General features: G+C 55.2%; 21 protein-coding genes. 9 read left to right on the plus strand and 12 right to left on the minus strand.

Annotation, left to right across the window (positions count from 1 at the left end; translation table 11 throughout):
• Positions 1-8: 8 nt before the first annotated feature.
• The 6 genes from EOV40_RS01145 to queA form a co-directional block, all read right to left on the minus strand.
• Positions 9-857 (minus strand): MlaA family lipoprotein, encoded by an 849-nt coding sequence (locus tag EOV40_RS01145; protein ID WP_080986737.1) that lies wholly within the window; start codon positions 855-857, stop codon positions 9-11.
• Between the two features lie 244 nt (positions 858-1,101).
• Positions 1,102-1,929, minus strand: coding sequence for a TerB family tellurite resistance protein (locus EOV40_RS01150; protein ID WP_128104799.1), 828 nt, complete (start codon positions 1,927-1,929; stop codon positions 1,102-1,104).
• Between the two features lie 79 nt (positions 1,930-2,008).
• The gene (locus tag EOV40_RS01155) at positions 2,009-2,254 is read right to left on the minus strand and encodes a ribbon-helix-helix domain-containing protein (RefSeq protein ID WP_050819063.1); all 246 of its coding nucleotides are present in this window, start codon (positions 2,252-2,254) and stop codon (positions 2,009-2,011) included.
• Entirely contained in the window at positions 2,251-3,321 is a 1,071-nt protein-coding gene (queG, locus tag EOV40_RS01160) for a tRNA epoxyqueuosine(34) reductase QueG (RefSeq protein WP_128104800.1), read from the minus strand. The genes EOV40_RS01155 and queG overlap by 4 nt, the downstream gene beginning before the upstream one ends.
• A gap of 12 nt (positions 3,322-3,333) precedes the next feature.
• Complete coding sequence (gene tgt, locus EOV40_RS01165) at positions 3,334-4,494, minus strand: tRNA guanosine(34) transglycosylase Tgt (protein ID WP_128104801.1); 1,161 nt, start codon at positions 4,492-4,494, stop codon at positions 3,334-3,336.
• Positions 4,491-5,573, minus strand: a complete 1,083-nt coding sequence (queA, locus tag EOV40_RS01170) for a tRNA preQ1(34) S-adenosylmethionine ribosyltransferase-isomerase QueA (protein WP_128104802.1) — start codon at positions 5,571-5,573, stop codon at positions 4,491-4,493. Before queA ends, tgt begins: the two co-directional genes overlap by 4 nt.
• A gap of 170 nt (positions 5,574-5,743) precedes the next feature.
• On the opposite strand from queA, the gene EOV40_RS01175 reads away from it, so the two are divergent.
• A complete protein-coding gene (locus tag EOV40_RS01175) occupies positions 5,744-5,956 on the plus strand; it encodes a hypothetical protein (protein ID WP_003624836.1) in 213 nt (70 codons plus the stop codon).
• A 19-nt stretch (positions 5,957-5,975) separates the two neighbouring features.
• Positions 5,976-6,473: a kinase inhibitor gene (locus EOV40_RS01180; protein WP_128104803.1), complete on the plus strand. Its 498-nt coding sequence runs from the start codon at positions 5,976-5,978 to the stop codon at positions 6,471-6,473.
• Between the two features lie 45 nt (positions 6,474-6,518).
• On the opposite strand, the gene EOV40_RS01185 is transcribed toward EOV40_RS01180, so the two are convergent.
• The 6 genes from EOV40_RS01185 to EOV40_RS01210 all read right to left on the minus strand — a co-directional run bounded on the left by EOV40_RS01185 (position 6,519) and on the right by EOV40_RS01210 (position 13,726).
• The gene (locus EOV40_RS01185) at positions 6,519-8,621 is read right to left on the minus strand and encodes a hypothetical protein (RefSeq protein ID WP_128104804.1); all 2,103 of its coding nucleotides are present in this window, start codon (positions 8,619-8,621) and stop codon (positions 6,519-6,521) included.
• A gap of 60 nt (positions 8,622-8,681) precedes the next feature.
• On the minus strand, positions 8,682-9,431 hold the full coding sequence (locus EOV40_RS01190; RefSeq protein ID WP_128104805.1) for a methylenetetrahydrofolate reductase: 750 nt from the start codon (positions 9,429-9,431) through the stop codon (positions 8,682-8,684).
• Positions 9,428-10,342 carry a bifunctional methylenetetrahydrofolate dehydrogenase/methenyltetrahydrofolate cyclohydrolase gene (locus tag EOV40_RS01195; protein WP_050819071.1) on the minus strand — a complete coding sequence of 305 codons (915 nt, stop codon included), beginning with the start codon at positions 10,340-10,342 and terminating at the stop codon, positions 9,428-9,430. Before EOV40_RS01195 ends, EOV40_RS01190 begins: the two co-directional genes overlap by 4 nt.
• 118 nt (positions 10,343-10,460) lie before the next feature.
• The gene (locus tag EOV40_RS01200) at positions 10,461-11,609 is read right to left on the minus strand and encodes a GNAT family N-acetyltransferase (RefSeq protein WP_128104806.1); all 1,149 of its coding nucleotides are present in this window, start codon (positions 11,607-11,609) and stop codon (positions 10,461-10,463) included.
• Between the two features lie 19 nt (positions 11,610-11,628).
• A complete protein-coding gene (locus EOV40_RS01205; RefSeq protein ID WP_003624824.1) occupies positions 11,629-12,093 on the minus strand; it encodes a RidA family protein in 465 nt (154 codons plus the stop codon).
• A 76-nt stretch (positions 12,094-12,169) separates the two neighbouring features.
• Positions 12,170-13,726 (minus strand): TSCPD domain-containing protein, encoded by a 1,557-nt coding sequence (locus tag EOV40_RS01210; RefSeq protein ID WP_128104807.1) that lies wholly within the window; start codon positions 13,724-13,726, stop codon positions 12,170-12,172.
• Positions 13,727-13,935: 209 nt separating this feature from the next.
• Between EOV40_RS01210 and EOV40_RS01215 the strand changes: the two genes are divergently transcribed.
• From EOV40_RS01215 to EOV40_RS01245, 7 genes are all read left to right on the plus strand, one after another.
• The gene (locus EOV40_RS01215) at positions 13,936-14,304 is read left to right on the plus strand and encodes an NADH:ubiquinone oxidoreductase subunit NDUFA12 (RefSeq protein ID WP_128106172.1); all 369 of its coding nucleotides are present in this window, start codon (positions 13,936-13,938) and stop codon (positions 14,302-14,304) included.
• Between the two features lie 48 nt (positions 14,305-14,352).
• The gene (gene mlaD / locus EOV40_RS01220; protein ID WP_128104808.1) at positions 14,353-14,898 is read left to right on the plus strand and encodes an outer membrane lipid asymmetry maintenance protein MlaD; all 546 of its coding nucleotides are present in this window, start codon (positions 14,353-14,355) and stop codon (positions 14,896-14,898) included.
• Positions 14,899-14,949: 51 nt separating this feature from the next.
• Positions 14,950-15,171, plus strand: a complete 222-nt coding sequence (locus tag EOV40_RS01225) for a hypothetical protein (protein WP_050819075.1) — start codon at positions 14,950-14,952, stop codon at positions 15,169-15,171.
• On the plus strand, positions 15,168-15,755 hold the full coding sequence (locus EOV40_RS01230) for a DUF2155 domain-containing protein (RefSeq protein WP_128104809.1): 588 nt from the start codon (positions 15,168-15,170) through the stop codon (positions 15,753-15,755). Before EOV40_RS01225 ends, EOV40_RS01230 begins: the two co-directional genes overlap by 4 nt.
• A gap of 176 nt (positions 15,756-15,931) precedes the next feature.
• Positions 15,932-16,675, plus strand: coding sequence for a trehalose-phosphatase (otsB, locus tag EOV40_RS01235; RefSeq protein WP_128104810.1), 744 nt, complete (start codon positions 15,932-15,934; stop codon positions 16,673-16,675).
• Positions 16,676-16,678: 3 nt separating this feature from the next.
• Positions 16,679-18,025: an alpha,alpha-trehalose-phosphate synthase (UDP-forming) gene (locus tag EOV40_RS01240; RefSeq protein WP_128104811.1), complete on the plus strand. Its 1,347-nt coding sequence runs from the start codon at positions 16,679-16,681 to the stop codon at positions 18,023-18,025.
• The gene (locus EOV40_RS01245; RefSeq protein ID WP_128104812.1) at positions 18,022-18,537 is read left to right on the plus strand and encodes a disulfide bond formation protein B; all 516 of its coding nucleotides are present in this window, start codon (positions 18,022-18,024) and stop codon (positions 18,535-18,537) included. The genes EOV40_RS01240 and EOV40_RS01245 overlap by 4 nt, the downstream gene beginning before the upstream one ends.
• Positions 18,538-18,629 lie beyond the last annotated feature (92 nt).

Here is an 18,629-nt window from a genome sequence, read left to right on the forward strand (position 1 = left end):
TGTTTTTCTTAATGGTACCAGTCTGGCACGGTCGCACGGTTATCATTCTTGATGGCTTCGGCCTGCGCCCGGCGCTGTTGCTGATAGGCACTGCGGATGGTGGCATAAGGATCCAACGCATCACGTTCCAGCGCATCAAGCTCATCCAGATGCTCAGAACGGGCATGAACCACCCCAAACAGGTTATACGCCCAGTTGAAGCTGACCAACCCGTATCCGCGTGGCACATAGTCCCATGGAGAAAGGCCTTGGTCAATGGCGTAGCCAATACCATCACGGATAGAAGATGGCCCCATTGGTAGGAACAGATAAGGCCCTGCGGGAATGCCCCAGTTGGCCAATGTCATGCCGGCATCGTTATCATGGTGCGGGAACCCGGCCATTTTAGCCACGTCAATCAAACCACCCAAGCCGACAGTCATGTTCACGCACCAGCGTACAAACATATCGCCTGCGCGGCGTGGTTTGCCGGCCCCTACATCGTTAAAGAACACGGAGGGCTCGTTCATGGTTCTGACAAGGTTGCCCAAAGAATTACGCACCGGGCGCGGTACGGCCCATACGTAAGCCTTGGCCATGGGGCGAAGGGCCCACTTATCGAACTTCATGGTCATGTTGAACATTTTGCGGTTCAACGGTTCGTAGGGATCGTTCGCAGCCTTGTATTCAGCCAGAGCATCCGGGTCCTTGGGCACAGGTGCCTTAATGGCGCTGCATCCTGCCGTGCCCAGCAAAGTGGCGGCCAGGCAGAATGTGCCCAGACGAAAACGGCGCTGTGCCGAGGAACCTTCCCGCGTTTGACTTTTTTTTGCCTGCGCGCGAGGGCGGAGCCTTGAGCCGTTCCGTCCTGAAATCATTGCCACCTTTACCTTTGCTCTGTGACGACTGTCTGGCCCATGCTGTATGCAGGCCAATTGCTGTCGCTTTCTCTACCACGAGAAACCAGCGGCGCAATGGCAGGGCTTACTTGCATAACAAACAGGGGCGTAAAATAGACCTGTGTGCGCGACCTTTGACAGCGGAGTGAGAGATTTTTGTGCAACCTGTTGCTAGAAAGTCGCACTTTCTATCTTGCTTCAAAAAGAAAAGAGAATCCTGAAATCAAAGACCACGATCACGCTTGATGATATCCCACGCAGCGTTAATGCGTGAAATCTTGACGGATGCGGCTTCAATTTCAACGGCGCTGGCATTCCGGGCCAGAAGGATATCCGGGTGATATTGCCGCACCAGCTTTTTCCAGACAGCGCGCAGTTCTTCGTTTGAAAGATCAGGCGAGGCCCCCATAACAGCATAGGCATCATCTTCAGCCATTGCTGGGGTAGACCGCCCATGGGCTGCACGCTCCCAAGCGCCACGGCTCAGGCCAAACAGGGCATGCACGCGCTTGAGAAAGCGCTCTTCCTCTGGAGCCAGCGGTTCATCCGCAGCCAGATCAGCCCGTGCAATTGTAAACAGAATCCCCATCAGGTCTTCCAACGGGCGTTTGTCTGTTGCGTAAACCTGCCCCAGTTCGCGCGCAAAAGCCTCGTAGTCATCCGTGCGCTGGCGGGCCATATCAAACAGGCGGCCAACTTCACGCATGTTTTCATCAGGCACGCGAAAACGAGATTTAAAGGCGTTGATTTCACGCCGGTTAACGGGTGCATCGCACTTGGCCAGCTTGGCGCTTAAAATAACGCAGGACAGCCCATAAAGCTGTTCCTTCTTGCCAAGGGCAGCAGCCAGCTTGGCGGCCACAAAGGTGGCTGCACCATTAGGGTCTGGCCGTGCACGCGCAGCCCATTTATCGCTCCAACCGCCTGTAGGGGGCTGAAGAATCGCACCTGTATCTGCTGCGTGGCCCAGTGCTGTGCCAACCGCTGCGCCAACCGGGCCGCCTACGGCAAAACCGGCTACGCCACCAAAAATTTTACCCCAGATCGCCATAAAAGCAGTTTATCACGTTCTGGCAGCGTGCCCAAACAACCTGATGCGTTAAAGCGGGCACAGCAGTTCTGCGTTGTTTTCAGGTGCCGGGAGTCGCGCTTGCGGCAAGTTGGTGTGTCAGCCATTCCAGCGCATAAACCCGCAAGGCAGAGGCCAGTGATTGCTCGGGGGAACGTGCTGCATCCACCTTTGTAACCAGTTGAGGCAACGTTTGTTTTTGCTGGTTTGCAATATCTTCCAGCGCGTTCCAGAAGCTGGGTTCCAGTGCCACGCTGGTATCATGGCCTGCCAGAATTAGGCTGCGTTTGCGTAAATGGCGGCTCAAGTTGCCTCTCCCATCAGGCACTGCGTGGCCCAATTTGCGGCTTCCGCCACCACAGAATCCGGGTCTTGCTGCAAGGATTGTGCGTAGGGCAGCAGTGCCGGGTGGCCGGAATTGCCAATGGCTATCAGCACATTCCGTATAAACCGATTGCGGCCAATGCGTTTGATGGGAGAGCCAGAAAACATGGTGCGAAAAGCGGCATCATCAAGCTGGCTGAGCGTTGCCAGTTCTGGCGCTATCAAATCTGGCCGCGGTTGTAGCTTGATGTGGCGGGATGCCTGAGCAAAGCGGTTCCACGGGCATACGGCCAGACAATCATCGCACCCATAGATATGTGTGCCAATGGCTTTGCGTAGTGGGGCAGGAATAGGGCCTGCATGTTCAATGGTCAGATAGGAAATGCACTTGCGTGCATCCATTTGATAAGGAGCAGGAAAAGCCTGTGTGGGGCATGCATTCAGGCAACGGGTACAGCTGCCGCAACTGCCCCCAGAATCGGCAGATGTTGGTAGTTCCAGCGTGGTGTAGATTTCACCTAGAAAAAGCCAGCTTCCGTGTTGTCGGGAAACCAGATTGGTGTGTTTGCCTTGCCAGCCTAGCCCGGCCTGTGCGGCCAAAGGCTTTTCTGCCACGGGGGCTGTATCAACAAATACTTTCACATCCGGGGGTGTATCCAGCACCATGCGGGCTTCACGCACAACAAACTGTGCCAGATGCTTGAGCATGCCCTTAACAACATCGTGATAATCACGGTGGCGCGCATAAACGGAAATATTCCCGCATGTGCGATTCTGAAGTGTGTTTAATGGATTCTCTGCCGGTGCATAGTTCAGGCCCAATGCAATAACACTGCGGGCTTCTGGCCATAGAGCGGTGGGTTGACTGCGCTGCTCTGTGCGGTCTGCCAGCCAGCCCATTTCACCATGATATCCTTCAGCCAAAAAGTCTTTCAGCCGCGCACGCACTTCTGGCCTCAGATGAGCGGGGCAGAAGCCAATGGCATCAAACCCCAGTTCCAGCGCCTTGATGCGTATTTTTTCCGCCAGTTTTGCTGCGGGTGCAGTCATGGAAGCACTTGTTCAGGGAACAGGCGGAATGGTGGGTTGTGGCATTTCATCTTCCGTCCAGTCCTCTGCTGCCCATTCTGCACGCAAAGTGGTGGCCAACGCATCTAGCCGTTTTTCAATAATCGCCTGCCGAATCTGGCGCATCAGGCGCTGGTAATAGGCAATATTATGCCATGTCAGCAGCATGGGGCCGAGAATTTCATTGGCGCGGAATAAATGGTGCAGATAGGCGCGGCTATGGCGTGAACAGGCCAGACAGTCACAATGCGGAGAAATGGGGCGTGCATCTGTGGCATGGCGTGCATTGCGCAGGTTGAGCGTACCGCGCTCGGTATAGGCGCGGGCGGTGCGGCCTGCGCGTGTGGGCATCACGCAGTCAAACATATCCACGCCGCGTTGCACGCTGCCCAGCAGATCATCTGGGGTGCCTACGCCCATCAGGTAGCGCGGCTTGTCCTGCGGCATGATGGGGGTGGTGGTGTCCAGCGTGGCGAACATCAGTTCCTGCCCTTCGCCAACTGCTAGGCCCCCAATGGCGTAGCCTTCAAACCCAATATCGGTGAGCGCCTTTACGCTTTCTGCCCGCAGTTCAGGTTCCGTGCCGCCTTGCACAATACCGAACTGACCATACCCTTCGCGCTGCACATAAGCCTGGCGGGAGCGCGCAGCCCAGCGCATGGAAAGCCGCATGGAAGCCGCAATGGCTTCCGGCGGTGCAGGTAGGGCTGGGCATTCATCAAAACACATGGTGATGGTGGCATCCAGCGCGTGCTGGATGTCTGTTGAACTTTCAGGCGTGAGCCGATGTTCAGAACCATCAATATGGGAGCGGAAGGTGACGCCGTCCTGATCCAAGCGTCGCAGCGCGCCAAGGGACATAACCTGAAAGCCCCCTGAATCTGTCAGAATCGGGCCAGACCAATCCATAAACTTATGCAGGCCACCCAAGGCGCGTATGCGTTCTGCCCCCGGCCGCAGCATGAGGTGATAGGTATTGCCCAGAACAATGCCAGCACCGGTGGAGCGCACGGCATCCATGGTCATGGCTTTTACCGTGCCAACGGTGCCAACCGGCATAAAGGTTGGGGTGGCCACAGGGCCGTGGGCTGTGTGCAGCATGCCTGCGCGCGCGGCGCCATCTGTGCTTTCACACGTCCAGTTAAAGCGGGTCATTCTACTGTTCCGAGGTGGTGGGCATGGATGGAGTGGGCGCAGCGCAGCAGGCAGGCATCGCCGTAGGAATAAAAGCGGTAACCGCTGGCAACGGCATGGGCATAAATCTGCCGGGCACGCTCAACCCCTGCAAAGGCGGAAACCAGCATGAAAAGCGTAGAGCGCGGCAGGTGGAAATTGGTGAGCAGCATATCCACAGCGCGGAATTGATAGCCGGGCCGAATGAAAATGGAGGTTGTGCCATCAAACGGATGCACAATGCCGTTTTCATCTGTTGCGGTTTCCAACAGGCGCAGGCTGGTGGTGCCAATGGCAATAATACGCCCGCCAGCCTTACGGGTGGCGTTGATACGTTCTGCTGTTTCCGGGGTGATGATGCCGCGTTCTGAATGCATTTTGTGTTCAGAAATTTCGGCTTCACGCACAGGCAAAAAGGTGCCGGCCCCTACATGCAGGGTAAGTGTGCAGCGCTGGGCGCCTGTGGCATCTATGGCCTTCAGCAGCGCAGGTGTAAAATGCAACCCGGCAGTAGGTGCGGCCACGGCCCCTTTGTTGCGCTCAAAAATAGTGGCGTAATCACTGGTATCCTGCGCCGTTGGTCCTTCCGGGCGATGAATATAGGGAGGCAATGCCAATGCGCCTGCTTTTTGCAAAAACGCATCAAAAGCATCCCCTTCCGCACTGAACCGAAGGACCGCCCCCCCGCCGGGTTCTAACGCCTGCACGCGGGCTGTGTCCTGCACACCGGGGAATGCAATAGTATCGCCCACCTTGAGCCTGCGCGCATTGCGCACCAACACATGCCAACTGCCATCTGGCTGAATCTGGTCCAGCGTAATGCCAATTTTGGCTTCTCCACGCAGGCCATGAAGCTGGGCACGAATAACGGCCGTATTGTTTGCAACCAGCAAATCTCCCCGCTTCAGAAGCGAGGGCAGATCACGGATATGCCTGTCAGCAAACATGTCGGGCTGTGTGGCATCCAGAAGGCGCGCGGCTTCTCGCGGGCGGGCGGGTTCCTGCGCGATCAGGCTTTCTGGAAGGTGAAAATCAAAATCTTCGGTGCGGTCACTGCTCATGATGGCACCGTTTACGCAATAGGTTGGGCCAAGGCCAGAGGCAAAGGCGCAGTTCTGCAGGTGGCATGCAGCCTGTAGGGGTTGAAGAGAGGGCGCTTAGGGGCCAGATTCCCCTTTCAGTAACGCCGGAGGGTATTCCGGTGCACAGATATTTTAAAGGATGACAATTTATGTCTTACGCACTTCTGGATGCAGCACGTGTTGCCAAGGCCGCTGAAGTTTCTTTGGGTGTGCTGAAAACCAGCGATGAAACCACAGAAGCGCATCAGCGTAAGGTTATTATGATTGAACGGATTGAAGCTCTGGCCAAAGCAGCAGCAGAATCCAAAGCAGGCGTTACGCTGACATCTGAAGAATTCTGGCTGATCAGCCGTAACTGGTAACAGCACGGGAGCCGCTTTTATGGCATTTGTTCTTACAAGCCCGGCCTTTGTAAATGGTGATACACTGCCGCAGGCACAGGTTTACAATGGCATGGGGCAGCACGGGCAGAATCTTTCCCCCGCGTTGGAATGGAAAGATGCCCCCGCAGGCACCAAAAGCTTTGTGGTAACGGTATATGACCCCGATGCCCCAACTGGTTCGGGCTGGTGGCACTGGGTGGTGGTGAATATTCCCGCTACTATTACAGCACTGCCAGAAGGTGCCGGTTCGGCCGGGGATAAGCTGCCAAAAGGTGCCATGCAGGTGCGCACAGATTTTGGCGTGCCGGGTTATGGTGGGGCTGCCCCTCCGCTGGGGCGTGTGCACCGTTATGTCTTTACGGTTTATGCGCTGGATGTGCCTACGTTGGATGTGCAGGAAGATTCCAGCCCGGCATTGGTTGGTTTTATGGTCAACCATCACAAGTTGGCTTCTGCCAGCCTGACAGCTCTATATGGTAGTGGCTCCCGCGACTAAGTTTTCATTCCCCTGAACCTTTTTATCAGGTTCAGGGGAATGTCCCTAGCGTGTGTAGGCTTTCAGATCGTTTAAAACATCATCTGGTGTCACAAGCCCTGTTTGCTCATGCTGCGGCATAACCAGAAGGGGCGGACCATCATTTAAGAACCGGATGGAAAGTTGCGCCCAGCGAGACCTGACAAACCGACGAAAGACCTGAGCCAATGCACAGCGGTCCATGTCTGTATGATACGGATTGCTGGGTGAGCAGACAGTATTCAAATAATCACTCATAAAAGCGGCAATGGCGGGTACAAGTTCGGCTTCGCCAAAATAGGCCAAAGCCGTATTCATGCTCCACGGCGTGCCATATTGCTGCTGACCGTTGTCATCAAACTGGGTCAGATCAAAGCCATATGTTGCATGGGCTTTCATATCCCGCAGCAGGCTTACAAAATTGGCAGGAAAATAGCCTGCGCAATCTCCTATCAAAACCGGCACCCTAAACTGGGCGGCAATATCGGGCAGAATCAGATAGCGTAATGCCGGTTCCAGCGCGGTGGCATCTGATCTGGTCTCTCCGTGCCCAAAGCTGAGCCGCAATGTTGTGGCATGGCTTTCTAACCACTCTGAAACAGTGGAAAGAAAGGTAAGCTGATCCACCGTTGGGTTGGCAACACCAAGGCAAAGCTGGATTTTGCCAGCAGAACGATCTTCCCGGCACGCATGGAGAAGGGAAAGAACAAGCCCCGGAACCAGATCAAAATGTTGCCCCGTGCAGGCAAAAGCCAAGCAGGTGGAAGGTTGTTCTTCTGGCATGCTGAAGTGCCATTGCCAGTTTGCCACACCCGTTACATCCGGTATGGCGCGGCTGGCCAAGCGCCCGCATTCCTGCATGCTGAGCCATGAAAATACCCCTTGATCATACGAGGCAGGGGCCATGTTATCCTGCACAGCCAGTTTGCGGGCAATGGCGTAATGCTCATCCGCTTCGGCCTGTAGGCCAGCTAGCCAGCTTGTATGGCCCAAGCCTAGTTCTTCCCACCAGCTCAGGCCATTTAACCGCGCTTCTGTTGTTAACAGGCGCAGGCGGTTTTCTGTATCCAGTTTCTGGAAAGCCTGCTCAAACAAAGAGCTATAAACGCGCCGAATATCGGGGCCATTTTTGGCTGCAAGGCGCATAGGCACCAGCAGCGTATCAAACGGTGTTTCAAAAGCAGGAAGGCCGACGCTGCTTAAAACGCCAGGCACCAGCAAAAGAGCACTTTCTCCAGCTTTTTGCCGTGCCACCAATGGGGCAAGCAGTGTGCTGATATCTCGGTCAGGATAACGAGTGGTAAGAGACTGCTCCATGAGCATGGCGGCAGTATCGTAATTTTTAGTGCGCAGCGCCAGAATGGCGGCCATCCATTGCTGTTCGGGCCGTGGGTCATGCTGGCGGGCAAGGGTTAGAAAGCCGTCAGCCAGCTCCCATTGTCCAAAAAGAGCGCATAAACGCGCCAATTGCACGCATGTACCTGTATCACGCGGGGTAACACTTAAGCGCAGAATCTGTTCGCGCAGGTCATCCAGCGTTGCCCAAGGTGTTGTGGCAGGGCGCAATGTGTTTGTTTGCAGAAGATGCAGCACATCTTCCATCAGCCCAGATAAAATATGGGAAGGGCACACAGTAAAGGTGACCTTTTCTGGTGCAGCTTCACTCCATAGCGTTATGGTGTCTTTTGTGCGTGTGGCTTGCAGTTGTTCTGCTGGCCATTTGTGGCCACCCAATTGCAGATGATGTTCTGCACAGGTGGCGCGGCCAACAAAACGTGTGCCCAGATACCATTCCTGTTCTGTAAGATCGCGCAGGATGGAAAGCAACTCTGACGGCAAAAGCAGAAAACGTTCCCATGTGGCGCAAAGCGGCACAACGTCAAATACAGTTTGTTCTCGGCTGGAAAGATAACCTTTACCAGCCCGGAGAGACACAAGCGGGCGGCCAGCAAAGTTTTCGACCGCTTCTGCTTGGGCAAATATTCCACCGGGGTTTAATACCCCAGATTGCGCATCCAGCGTGGCTGGAGTTGTGCCACGCATAAAGGATCGCGCAAAGGAAACCGCGTGCAGGCGCAGCCCCGAGTAACCCACCAGAGCACCATGCCAAGAGAGAAGATAGAACGGCATGGGCTGATCCTATAAAACGATCGGGCTGGTGGAAATAATGTAGAACAATGGCACGACTTTTTATGCCACAGCATCCAGCAGGTGGGGAAGATACTGTTCCAGCTTGATGCGCACCGGCATCAGGTAGGCCTTGCCTTTTTCCTGCGCCAGTTCCTTAAGCACCGTTTGTGCAAACTGGATATTGGCATCCAGCGTAGGAGAAAAATCACGCGGGAAAACAATGTGGTTTGTTGTTTCCCAATACGAGCGTGATTTGGGGCCAATAACGGGGGAAAGCCCCCAGAACACGCATTCGCCCAGCATCCATTCCCGGCACAGGTCAAACAGTTTTAGGTCAAATACAGGCTGCGTGAAGAAACCAATGGCTCCGGCTTCTTTCTTGCGGGCCACATCTTCCAGCTCTTTCCACGGTGCGCGACGGTAAGGGTCAAACGCCGCATAAACTTTCAGGTGTGGTGCTTCACGCCGGTAGCGGCGGATAATGCTTTCCGTACTGTTGGGGTATGTACGGTGGCTGAGATCTGCCGGAGGGTCACCATGCACAACCAGAATCTCTTCCAACCCCGGTTGGTCTGCTCCGGGCAGGGGGGCATCTGGTGCAATATCTATGGCCCGGATGTGTGGAATAACATTTCCGAACTGTGGGCGTACAAGTGCCGCGGCATCCCAACTGCGGAGGGGAAAGCGCATCAGGTCAGGAATGTTCAGCGTATCTGCAACGGAAAATGTGGCTTTAACTGTAGCCACATCTGTTGCCAGAGCCTCAGCAGAACGTGGGATTAGCTCAACCGAAAGGCGAGAAAGGCTCATTCCGCACTCCCCTCAAGCTGCAATTTGGCTGCGGTGAGTGTGTTTTTCAGCAGGCAGGCAATGGTCATTGGGCCAACGCCACCGGGAACCGGCGTAATGCGGCCTGCCACTTTAACAGCTTCATCAAACGCAACGTCGCCCACAAGGCGGGTTTTGCCATCATCGGTTTTGATACGGGTGATACCAACGTCAATTACGGTGGCTCCGGGTTTAATCCAGTCTCCACGCACCAGTTCACGGCAACCCGTGGCCACAACCAGAATATCGGCTTGCCGTGCAAGAGCTGCCGTATCGCGCGTGTGAATATGCGCAATAGAAACCGTGCAGCCTTCTGCCAGCAGCAGCAGGGCCATAGGTTTGCCCACAAGGTTGGAAGCCCCGATAACCACGGCATGCTGGCCTTTCATATCTCCCAACTGGTCACGCAGCAGTAGCAGGCAGCCCAGCGGCGTGCAGGGAATGAGCGAGGGCAGACCTACAGCCAAACGGCCAGCGTTGATTTCACCCAGACCATCCACATCCTTTTCAGGCAGAATGGCATTGGTTACGCGGCGGCCATCCAGCCCGTTTGGCAGGGGAAGCTGTACCAGAATGCCATGAATTTCGGGGTCTTTGTTCAGGCGGTCTATCAGCGCCAGAAGTTCGGCTTCCGATGTGTTTTCGGGCAGCATATGCATGAAGGAGCGCATACCAGCATGATGGGTCTGCACCGCCTTGTTGCGCACATACACTTCGCTGGCAGGATCATTCCCAACAAGAATAACTGCTAGACCGGGCGTTACGCCATGTTTCTCGTGAAACGCCAGAACATCCTCACGGATATGCTGACGCATTTTGGCGGCAAAGCCTTTGCCATCAATCAGGGAAGCCTGATGATCGGAGGGAAGGGAGGATGAAGATGCGTTGGTCATGGAGCTGCCAGTTGATCATGCAGAAGCGTGTGGGGTTTCAAGCCGGGGCATACGCAAAAAAACGCCAAACGACAACGTTTTCACCCGTATATGCCCGGTATGCGCAAGAAATTTCAGGTCATGTTTCACTCTGCCGATAGGGAGAAAGCACGTTAAGGGCCTCGGCTTCCGCCAATATGGCGGGGCGTTCTGCCTGAAGGAAAGCCCCAACACCATTGCGAAGAGAGGGGTTTTCCAGCCAATGGGCAGAATGTGTGAGAGCAGGCAAATAGCCGCGCTGGATTTTATGTTCACCCTGCGCTCCGGCTTCTACTCGTTTGAGGCCGTGGGCAATGGCAAAATCTATGGCGCGGTAATAGCATAGCTCAAAATGCAAAAATGGCCAGTTGCCAACACAGCCCCAGTTGCGGCCATACAATGTATCGCTTCCCAAAAGGTTGAGGGCAGCGGCAACGGGTGTGCCTTCATGCCGTGCTGTCATCAGCACAACGCGGTCTTGCAAGCGTTCAGAAAGTAGCGGGAAAAAATCTGGCGTCAGGTAGGCGTTGCCCCACTTTTTATCAATCGTGTTCTGGTAAAATGTGTAAAAGGCTTGCCAGTCTTCCGGCGTAATGTCTGACCCGCGTAGGGTATGAAAGCTCAGGCCAGCGGCATTGGCATCACGCCGCTCTCGCCGGATGGCTTTGCGCTTGCGTGATGAAAGTGTTTCCAGAAAATCATCAAAACAGGCGTAATTCTGATTGTGCCAGTGATACTGTAAACCAAGGCGCGGGAGCCACCCTCGTTCAGCCAGAACATTGCTTTCCCGCTCAGTGCAGAATGTTACATGGGCGGAGGAAAGACCCGTATCATGGCAGATCTGGCGTAGGGCATCCGCCATAACTTTTTGGGTTTCTGCCGGTGCATCGGGGCGCGTTAAAAGGCGCGGGCCCGGTGCTGGGGTAAAGGGGACGGCAATTTGCAGTTTGGGGTAATAGCGCCCACCAGCGGCTTCAAAGGCGCGTGCCCACCCTTGGTCGAACACATACTCACCCCACGAATGGCCTTTAATATAGGCAGGGCAAGTGGCGGCCAGTTGCCCATCTGGCGCGTGCAGGCTGACATGCTGTGGCAGCCAGCCTGTTTCTTTGCGTACGGAACCGCTGTCTTCTAATGCAGAAAGAAAAGCATGGCTGACAAATGGGTTATCCGCCCCCGCACAGGCATCCCACTCCGTTGCCGGAATGGCGTGAATACTGTTGTGCAGAGATACGGACCAGTCAGCCATGTCTGTCTTTCCTGCAATCTCAGCCGATTTCGAACAGCCCTTCTACTTCAACCGGGGCATCCAGCGGCAGGGAGGGCACGCCAACGGTGGAGCGCGCATGGCGCCCGGCATCACCAAATACGGCAACAGCCAGATCAGATGCACCATTCATGGCGGCTGCGTGTGAGGTGAACTCTGGCGTGCAGGCAATAAAGCCACCCAGACGCACCACGCGTTTCACGCGGGAAAGATCGCCCACAGCGGCGCGCACCTGTGCGATCACATTGATCATGCTGTAACGCGCAGCTTCAACCGCTGTTTCAACAGAAACGGCATCACCCAGCTTGCCGGTAGCAAACAGCTTGCCATCTTTAAGTGGCAACTGGCCGGAAACCACCAGAAGAGAACCTGTTTGAACGCAGGCTACATAGTTGGCAACAGGTGCAGCAGGTGTAGGCAGTTCGATACCAAGTTCAGCCAGACGGGATTCAGGAGTGCTCATCACGCTGTATTCCTTGTGTTAAAAAGCTGGGCAAGAAGCAGAAACTTGCCTCTTGCCCAGCAGAATGGACCGTATGCCTTTAGCAGACAAGCCGCAGATTACGGCGCTTGCGCCCGGTGGGGGGCGTATCATCTGCTTCTGGCAGGTCCAGCGGCAGAAGCGGGTCGGGGTCAGATTGTGCATCTTGGTGCGGGCCATCTGGCAGCCGCACACCCAGATACGTGTCTGATAAGGCGCGGAAGGCGTAATCCAACATGGATGTGGCGTAGGAGGCAACCGGGTCTCCCTCCACCGTGCCAGCCGGGCCAAAACAGGTGTAGGCAAAGTTTTCCACAAAGGCTTCCAGCGGAGCGCCGTATTGCAGGCCAATGCTCACGGCTTCACCCAGGCTTTCCATCAGCCCGCGCACCATGCCGCTTTCCCGCGTGGGGGTAAGGGCGAGTTCACCCAGCGTGCCATCTTCATATTCCCCCGTGCGCAGGAACAGCCGGTGGCCACCAATAGTGGTTTTTTGCGTAAAACCGCCGTGCCGAGGGGGCAAAGTGCGGCGTATGCCACGCTCCAGCTTGTTGCGGATTGGCTGGTTCTGCACTTCTGGCCGGGCGGGCATGCGGTCTACAAACCCAGTCAGAGCGCGATACATGGCCAAATGCGCGTTAGGGCCGGGTTGAGGTAAAACAGTTTCACCCGCCAGCGCCGCAGCCAAAGCGGTTTCAACCGTAAAGCCGCGTGCTTCCAACCGCAGCAAAGCGCTTCTGGAAAGTTTGCCATCTGGCCGCAACATGGAAAAAGCCGGAGCCAGCCCGCAGGCTTCTACCCCCAAAAGCCCGTCTATCGGGTTGGAGGCAGAAAAGCCGGTTTCAATCGGGGCCAACGGCGTTTCTGTTTCCACTGCTGCTTCGTTCCAGACAGCGCGCAGGGTTTCCCCCAATCCGGGCAGAACGGTGCGCACTGGTGGCAACGGGAGAGATTCCGGCCCACGGCCAGCATGGGCAGTGAGTGTGGCCAGAGCAGCTATGGCGCATGCGGCGGCACGGCCATCTTCGCTATCATAATCCAGCCCAACGCCTGCAAGGCATGCGTCCAGATTGGTTAGCAGAATATCACCAGCCAAAGGGGTGGGGGCAAGCGTATCGGCAGGTGCAGTGGGGGCTGCTTCTGTTTGTTCTGGTGCAAATAAATCTGGCAGCGGCAGTTCCCCATTGCGCTGGTTGGCCAGCGTGCTGGCGGCATGGCGCAATACGGAACAGATCAGCCGCAGAGCCGCAACAAACGTGCGCGCAGCAAACCCTTCACCGGGGGAAACAAAGGCCGCCAGATTAACAATAAAGCCCGGCGGACGGTCAAAACGGCAATGCCATACGGCTTCTGTTGGGGCGGCCTGCCGCGTAAGCAGCATCCACACCAAAGATCGGGCCGTGGCATCATCTGGTGCCAGCGCATCAATCCAGCGGGAGGCAAGGCTGGGCAGATCCAGCGCTTCATCTCCTGGTACAAGCTGGGCCAATGCCGTTGCGGCATCTGTATCCCATTCTGCGGGCAGCGTAACGGAGCGAAGGGGAGCGTCCGGGTCTGCTGCGGCCTCTAGCGTGCTCATCAGCACGCCATTCCAGTGGCGTCTGGCTGTTGCGTTCATGCGGGCAGTTTATCGTTTCCGCCTATCGCGTCGGAACCCGGAATCGTGCAGCCAAAAGGCAGTTAACACTCTGCATAATGAGGATATGGGGGATAACTTTTTGTGAGGTTGTGTTTCCCGTCCCAATACCGGCTGCTCGAGCGCAGTTGATCGGAAACACGTGCATATTTCATGGACCGGGCATGGCGCGGAGTCCTATCATCCACAACATGGCAAACTTTGGAACATGGCTGCATACGCGCCGGAAGGGGCGGCTGGTTGGCAAGGATGCCGATGGCCGCTGCTATTACGAATCAACAGGCCCGGCCCGTCAGGGTGGTGGGGTGGAACGGCCCGAACGCTGGGTGATCTACCTGAAAGGGGAGGATCCTTCTGCCGTGCCGCCAGAATGGTGGGGGTGGCTGCACCACACGCTGGATGCGCCTATTCCGGCAGAAGAACGCAAGCCGTGGCAGCTTCCGCATAAGCCAAATATGACAGGTACGGCACAAGCTTACAGGCCACCGGGAAGCCTGTATTCCACTGGTCAGCACCCTCCCGCAACGGGAGATTACGAGGCATGGACACCTGATGCGTGATCTGCTGCGCATTTCCTGCTAAACCGAACAGGCAATACAGGGAGTGCGATGCGGCTTATGGCTTCAGCAATGGCAGAAAAATCTCGGCGTAGTCTTACAGAACTGCTTACAGGCACTTTTGTGTTGGTGGCTATTGGCGGCATGCTGGTGGCTGCCGTGGTGGGCGAAGGCCGCAAGACAGACACAACCGGTTACCAGCTTAATGCTGATTTTACGCACATAGACGGGCTGGATATTGGCTCTGACGTGCGGCTGGCAGGCGTGACAGTCGGGCAGGTGGTGCGTGAAACCGTAGATCCGCACACCTTTAAGGCGCATGTCACCTTCACTGTGCGGTCCGATATTCATCTTTCAGATGATACGGCAGCTATTATCACCAGTGATAGCCTGCTGGGTGGCAAGTATATTGCCCTCTCCCCCGGTGGGGATGACAAAACCCTTAAACCCGGTGAAACAGTTGGGCAGACACAGGGCTCCATCAGTCTGGAGCAGTTGCTCAGCAAGTTTATTTTCTCGGTTACGGATACCCTCACACGTGCCAACAAGGCAGCACCTGCAAATGGTGGTGGCACGGGCGGGAATGATCTGCCCTGAAACAGACATAAAAATCCGTTAATTCAAAATTGAAGCCGGGAAACAAACAGCATGGAAAAGCCACGCTTCTGGCCACAGGATGATGGAGACCCCATAACCTGCCATGAAAAACTGCGTGTTCTGGAAGAAAACTGGCAGGAAGTGCAGGACATTGTGCGCGATGCGTTTGAGGATGCCATGCTGATGGGGGTGAGTGAGCAGTTTATGCGGGCGCGTTTGAAAGATATGGTTGATAGCCTTGCTTCTCCTAAAAACGGAGGGCAGGCAGTATGAGGCGCACAGTACCTAAAGCCGTGGCCTGTGGAGTTGTTCTGGCTGCAATGCCTATGCTGGCGCAGGCTGCCGGTACTGCTCTGGCACCTCCGGCAGTTTACGCACCTGATACGTGGCAAGGTAAAAATACAGCTGTTGTCAGGGTGCTAGACAGGCTGGATGCCCATGTAGAAGTTCTTTCTGTGCCAGTCGGTACAACGGCGCATTATAAAAGTCTGGACATTACGCCCTCACGTTGTCTGCAACGTCCCCCTACACTTTCGCCCGATGCCGCAGCATGGCTAGCTTTACAGGATAAACATCCCAACGGAGCTACTTTTCAAGGCTGGATGCTGGCAGCAGAGCCTGCATTAGGCGTGTTTGAAAGCCCTGTTTACGATGTGCGGATGGTGCGGTGCGAAGGGGCGGATACAGAGCCTATGTTACCCCCATTGCCTAAGCCTGTTGCACCTGCTGCGCCGCCTACATCTGGTTCGGACACAGCCCCAGCACCTACGGGTGATAATTCATCTTCCAACCATGCAGGCAACCCGGATATTCCCGATGCCATACCAGACAAACAAGAAACCGGTGGCGTTTATTAGCGTTGGGTAAGGAACCGTTTCAGTTTTGTGCCGGTTCCGCGCGGCAGGTCTGTAAGATCGGTGGTTGTCGAAGCAGGGGGTGTTCGGCAACGTGTTAAAATATCGTGGTCTGGCTGCAAGTGCCTAGCAGTCTTGTCATCAGGGCCGGCCATCACAACAAGAATTGAGGTGCAAACGTGCTAGGTTCTCTCGGTGCGCAGGATTTCCGTTTCCATCTACCCCCGTTGAATGAAACTGCCTTTCTGCTCGATTTTGACGGTACTCTGGTTGATATTGCTCCCACACCAGAATCTGTTGTGGTGCCAAACGGGCTTCTTGATAGCCTGCGCCGCCTGCGTGAAGCATGTGGAGATGCCCTGGCCGTTGTTTCTGGCCGCCCGATTGATCAGATTGATCATTTTCTGGGCGATGTGCCTTTTGCCGTTGCGGGTGAGCACGGGGTGGCCATTCGGCATCGCCCCGGTGGCCCTATTGAACGCGCAGCATTGCCTACTCTCCCACCTGAATGGCTAGCTCAAGCGCGAGATCTGCTGGCAACACTGCCGGGCACACGCTTAGAGCATAAAGAAGGCGGTTTTGTTCTGCATTACCGTGCCGCACCAGAAGCTGCAGAAACATTGCGTAAGGCAGCGGATGAATGGGTTAAGCAATCTAAAGGCACATTCTTGCTTTTGCCGGCCAAAATGGCGTGGGAAATTCGCCCTGCCGGAATTGATAAGGGCTATGCCGTTTCCCTGTTAATGGAAAGTCCACCCTTTACGGGCAGAAAGCCTGTGTTTGTAGGGGATGACGTAACGGATGAAGATGCCATAGCCGCTGTGCGTAGAATGGGGGGCGTGGGGCTGCGCATTCCATCTGATTTTCCAACACCTTCTATTTTTCGGGCCTGGCTGGCTTCCCTTACAGGCGGGAGCCGATAAGGGATGGGGCGTCTTGTTATTGTTTCCAATCGCGTTCCGGCTGTACGCGACCGTGCTCAACCTGCTGGAGGGTTGGCTGTTGCCCTGCGTGATGCCGTGCAAGGGCAGGAATGCCTTTGGTTTGGGTGGTCCGGCCAACAAATCCCAGATGATGAAGGGGAAGATCGGCGCGTTAGCATAGACACGGTGGAGAATGTAACCTACGCCACCGTAGATCTCACCCAGTCTGAATATAATGGATTTTACGAAGGGTATTCCAACGGAATCCTCTGGCCACTTTGCCATTATCGCGCCGGGTTAATGAATTATAGCCGGCAGGATAGGCATACATATCATGCCGTAAACACCATGTTTGCGCAGAAACTTGCTCCCTTATTGAAATCTGATGATTTGATATGGGTGCATGATTACCATCTATTCCCACTTGGGCTTGCGCTGCGTGAATTAGGCATAAAATGCCGTATCGGCTTTTTCCTGCACATTCCGTTTCCACCATGGAGTTTGATGCGGGCCTTGCCGGGCGCAGAAAAGCTCATGCGGTCTTTGCGTGCCTATGATGTGATGGGTGTGCAGACAGAAGACGATGCCCGGAATGTTAACGAAGGCTTTTCCGCTGTGGGTGTGCCTGCGCAGGCACGGGTATTCCCTATTGGAATAGACCCCGAAAGTTTTCAGAAGCAGGCTTCTTCTGGTTTGGATAACCCGGAGGTGCAGAAGCTTGAAAAAAGCCTGCGCGGTCTGCCGTTGATTATCGGCGTGGACCGTATGGATTATTCCAAGGGGCTGCCAGAGCGTTTTCGGGCGTATGAAACGTTCTTGCGCAAATACCCAGAATATCGCGGGAAGGTTATTTACCTTCAGATCACCCCGGTTTCTCGCGGCAGTGTGCCAGAATACAAGATGCTGCGTGAAGAACTGGATGGTGTGGTTGGCCATATTAACGGCACGTATGGAGATTTTGACTGGGTTCCTATCCGCTACCTCACGCACCCTGTCCCGCGTGAACTGTTGGCGCCGTTTTTCCGCCTTTCTCGCGCAGCGTTGGTAACGCCCTTGCGGGATGGTATGAATCTGGTTGCCAAGGAATATGTCGCGGCTCAGGATGAGGAAGATCCCGGCGTGCTTATTCTCTCCCGTTTTGCTGGTGCTGCGCCAGAAATGGAAGATGCGCTTTTGGTAAACCCGCATGATGCAGATGAAGTGGCGGATGCCTTGCATAAATCACTCAGCATGTCTCTTTCAGAAAGACAGGTGCGGTGGAAACGGCTGAAGCCAGATGTCTGGCGTGTTACGGCTGGCAGTTGGGCGCGTTCTTTTATTACGGCATTGGCAGAGGTGCGGTCTGAATGAGGGGGAGCCACGCATCTCGGCCACTGGCGCTATTTTTGGCAGGTGCAGCATTATTGGCGCTGGGGGTGGTGTGGTACACCCAACATGTTTTGCAAATTATGCCGTGCGAGTTGTGCCTGTGGGAGCGTTGGCCGTGGCGCCTGCTGCTTGGTACAGCCATTGTGGCTGCTATGTTGCCAGATAAAGTGACACGGCAGCTTTTGTGGTTAACAGTGCCTTTTATGGTGGCAGATATCGGGCTTTCTATCTGCCATGTAGGGGTGGAGTGGCAATGGTGGCCAAGCCCACTGCCGGCATGCCATGCGCCGCATATATCTGGGCACACTATGGCGGAGCGTCTGGCATCCATGCCTTTGCTGCCTTCCAAACCCTGTGATGCAGCTACGTATCTGGTGCCGGAGGTTCCGGTTTCCATGGCGGCAATGGGCGGCCTGTATGCTGCTGCCGTGTTATGGATTTTTATGGTCTGGCGTAAAAAGCTGGAACGTGTAACGCGTCGTATTTTCCATTAAATATTACAGTTTAAGTGTTAGGTTTTTATTGTTGCAGGCGTGGTCACTTCGTTGCCGTATTGTAGCGGTTGAAGCACCACGTATAAATCTTA

It is taken from the genome of Acetobacter oryzoeni (genome assembly GCF_004014775.2).
Lineage (GTDB): Bacteria > Pseudomonadota > Alphaproteobacteria > Acetobacterales > Acetobacteraceae > Acetobacter > Acetobacter oryzoeni.